Source organism: Streptomyces sp. NRRL B-24572 (genome assembly GCF_002156145.1).
Classification (GTDB): Bacteria; Actinomycetota; Actinomycetes; order Streptomycetales; family Streptomycetaceae; genus Streptomyces; species Streptomyces vietnamensis.
Genome location: NZ_MWIG01000492.1, coordinates 1 through 3,885 on the forward strand (window position 1 = coordinate 1; position 3,885 = coordinate 3,885).

At 68.2% G+C, this 3,885-nt stretch carries 3 protein-coding genes and 1 pseudogene; all 4 read left to right on the forward strand.

What is annotated here, in order from left to right; translation table 11 throughout:
• A pseudogene (locus CCN56_RS27480) lies at positions 1-1,139 on the forward strand (hypothetical protein); the annotation flags it as partial.
• Between the two features lie 77 nt (positions 1,140-1,216).
• Positions 1,217-1,834, forward strand: coding sequence for a TlpA disulfide reductase family protein (locus CCN56_RS27485; RefSeq protein ID WP_086830635.1), 618 nt, complete (start codon positions 1,217-1,219; stop codon positions 1,832-1,834).
• 5 nt (positions 1,835-1,839) lie between these two features.
• Positions 1,840-2,577, forward strand: a complete 738-nt coding sequence (locus CCN56_RS27490; protein WP_041129766.1) for a cytochrome c biogenesis CcdA family protein — start codon at positions 1,840-1,842, stop codon at positions 2,575-2,577.
• 5 nt (positions 2,578-2,582) lie between these two features.
• On the forward strand, positions 2,583-3,885 hold a 1,303-nt coding region (locus CCN56_RS27495; RefSeq protein ID WP_086830636.1), incomplete at its 3' end, for a cytochrome c biogenesis protein ResB.

A 3,885-nucleotide genomic window follows, 5' to 3' on the forward strand; every position in this document is an offset into this window, starting at 1 on the left:
ATGCAGTACCGACAACAAGGACAAGCCGGGACGTTCCGGACCCGGCAAGGGGGGTGACGTCTCGGCAGACCCGGGTACGCCCACCCCGACCAAGGACGACGCCCGGCTCATCGGCGACGGTTCCACCGCCGACACCGGCAAGCAGCCGCACCAGCCCGACGCCCCCGTCCCGCTCGAACCCGGCCAGACCCCGCCCCAGTTCGTGATCTTCTCCTGGGACGGCGCCGGCGAGGTCGGCAACGGCCTCTTCCCGCGCTTCCTCGAACTCGCCAAGAACAACGACGCGGCGATGACCTTCTTCCTCTCCGGGATCTACCTCCTCCCCGAGTCGAAGAAGCACCTCTACCGCCCGCCGAACAACCCCGTCGGCGCCTCCGACATNNATCGGCACCCACTTCAACGGGCACTTCTGCGGCGGCTCCGGCTCCGTCGGCAACTGGACCCCCGGCCAGTGGCAGAACGAGATCGACCAGGCGACGAGGTTCGTCACCGAGTGGAAGACCAACAGCGGCTGGACCGACCTCGACCCGCTGCCCTTCGACTACTCCAAGGAGCTCGTCGGCGGCCGCACCCCCTGCCTCCTCGGCCAGGACAACCTGCTCCCCACCGCCAAGCGCCTGGGCTGGCGCTACGACGCCAGCTCGCCCGGCGGCCGCCAGACGTGGCCGACGAAGCGCCAGGGGATCTGGGACCTCCCCCTCCAGGCCGTGCCCTTCCCCGGGCACTCCTTCGAAGTCCTCTCCATGGACTACAACATGCTCGCCAACCAGTCGAAGAACACGACCAAGGGCATGCCCTCGCGCTATCCGGGCTGGCGCACGCAGGCGGCCGAGGCGTACCTCTCCGGCTTCAACCGCGCGTACGAGTCGAACCGCGCGCCTTTCTTCATCGGCAACCACTTCGAGCAGTGGAACGGCGGCATCTACATGGACGCCGTCGAAGAGGCGCTCAAGGGAATGGCCGGAAAGAAGGACGTGCGGCTCGTCTCCTTCAAGCAGTTCGTGGACTGGCTCGACGTCCAGGACCCGCGGATCCTGGAGAAGCTGCGCTCGCTGGACGTCGGACAGAAGCCCGCGGGCGGCTGGAACGCCTTCCTCAGGCCGGACGTCTCGACCCCCTCTTCCACCCCGACCGCTTAGGCGATCTTGACAAGGGGCTTTACGGGCACGTAGGGGGGTGCCCAAGATCCCCCAAACGCCCATGCGAAACTTTTCACATGAGCCTTAGCCGTGCCCCCCGCCGCACCCGGCGCACCCTGGTCGCCGTCGGAATGCTGTCCGCCGCCGCCCTCACGCTCTCGGCCTGCAGCGGCGACGACAACGGCAAGTCCGGCGGCGGCGGCAACACCAACTTCGTGACCAACACGGGTGGCATCTCCACCGTCGCCAAGGGCGAGCGCACGGCCCCGAACGACATCGCCGGCGACACCCTCGAAGGCAAGAAGCTCGACGTCGCCGACCTCAAGGGCAAGGTCGTCGTCCTCAACGTCTGGGGCTCCTGGTGCGGCCCCTGCCGCGCCGAGGCCCCGCACTTCGCGAAGGTCGCCAAGGACCTCAAGGGCCAGGACGTCGAGTTCGTCGGCCTCAACACCCGCGACTTCAACAAGCAGCAGGCGCTCACCTTCGAAGAGGACTACGAGGTCCCCTACCCGAGCCTCTACGACCCCAACGGCAAGCTCATCCTCTTCGGCTTCCCCAAGGGCACGCTCAACCCGCAGGCGATCCCCTCCACCGTCGTCCTCGACAAGGAGGGCAAGATCGCCGCCCGCTCCCTCATGGCGCTCGACGAGAAGAAGCTCCGGTCGATGATCGAGCCCCTCCTCAAGGAGAAGTGAGCGCCGTGAACGAGACGGTCACCAGCGGAGCCCTGCTGCTCGCCCTGCCCCTCGCGGTGCTCGGCGGCCTCGTCTCCTTCTTCTCCCCCTGTGTCCTGCCGCTCGTCCCCGGCTATCTGAGCTACGTGACCGGCGTCACCGGCACCGACCTCGCCGAGAGCCGCCGCGGCCGGATGACCGCCGGTGCCGTGCTCTTCGTCCTCGGCTTCACCGCGGTGTTCGTCTCCGGCGGCGCGCTCTTCGGCTACTTCGGGGCGACGCTCCAGGAGTACCGCGAGACGCTCACCACGGTCCTCGGCGTGCTCATGATCCTCATGGGCGTCTTCTTCCTCGGCCTGATGCCCTGGTTCACCCAGCGCGAGTTCCGCTTCCACAAGAAGCCCGCCGCCGGACTCATCGGCGCCCCGCTGCTCGGCGCGCTCTTCGGCATCGGCTGGACCCCGTGCATCGGCCCGACCCTCGCCTCCGTCAACGCCCTCGCCCTGGAGCAGGCCAGCGCCGGACGCGGGGCGGTCCTCGCCTTCGCGTACTGCCTCGGGCTCGGCGTACCGTTCGTGCTCGCGGCCATCGCCTTCCGCAAGGCGCTCGGCGCCTTCGGCTGGGTGAAGAAGCACTATGTGTGGGTCATGCGGATCGGCGGCGGCATGATGATCGTCACCGGAGTCCTCCTCCTCACAGGCGCGTGGGACAGCATGGTGGCCACGATGCAGGGCTGGTCCAGCGGTTTCACGGTGGGGATCTGAGTTCCATGAGCAAGACCGATACGACGGAGAACGGGCGCACCGCCGAGGAAGCGGCCGGGGCCCAGCTGTCGACCGCCCCCCAGGAGGACACCGTCATCGGCGGCCCCACCCTCGGGGTCTTCGGCTGGATCCGCTGGTTCTGGCGGCAGCTGACCTCCATGCGGGTCGCGCTGATCCTCCTCTTCATGCTGTCCCTGGGCGCCGTCCCCGGCTCCCTCATCCCGCAGAACAGCGCGGACGAGCTGAAGGTGCAGACCTTCAAGGACGCCCACAGGACCCTCACCCCGCTGTACGAGAAGCTCCAGTTCTTCGACGTCTACAGCTCGGTGTGGTTCTCCGCGATCTACATCCTGCTGTTCGTCTCCCTCATCGGCTGCATCGTGCCGCGCAGCTGGCAGTTCGTCGGCCAGCTCCGCAGCCGCCCGCCGGGCGCACCCCGGCGCCTCGACCGGCTCCCCGCGTACACCACCTGGCGCACCGAGGCCGAGCCCGAGCAGGTCCGCGAGGCCGCGCTCGCCGTCCTCAAGGGCCGCCGCTTCCGCGCGCACCACGCCGGGAACGCCGTCGCCGCCGAGAAGGGGTACCTGCGCGAGGCCGGGAACCTGGTCTTCCACGTGGCCCTGATCGTGATGCTCGTCGCCTTCGCCTACGGCCAGCTCTTCAAGTCCGAGGGCGGCAAGCTGATCGTCGAGGGCGACGGCTTCTCCAACACGCTCACCCAGTACGACGACTTCAAGTCCGGCTCCCAGTTCGGCACCGACGAGCTGGAGCCGTTCAGCTTCACCCTGAACTCCTTCACCGGCACGTACGAGACGAACGGCCCCCAGCGCGGCACCCCGCGCACCTTCGAGGCGGCCGTCAGCTACTCGCAGGGCGGCGCCGACAAGAAGGCCGTCATCAGGGTCAACGAGCCGCTGATCGTGGGCGACTCCAAGGTCTATCTGATCGCCCACGGGTACGCGCCCGTCGTCACCGTCAAGGACGGCCGCGGCAAGACCGTCTACCACGGCGCCGTGCCGCTGCTGCCGATCGACAACAACATCACGTCGACCGGCGCGATCAAGGTCATGGACGGCTACCGCGACAAGAACGGCAAGAAGGAGCAGCTGGGCTTCCAGGCCTTCTTCGTGCCGACGTTCGCAGGCGCCGGCAAGGGCACGATGTTCTCGCAGTTCCCGGCGCTCGTCTCCCCGGTCATGGCGCTCACCGGCTTCCACGGCAGCCTGGGCGTGGACTCCGGTCTGCCGCAGAACGTCTATCAGCTCAACACCGCCAAGATGAAGCAGTTCGCCGTCACGGGCGGCACCG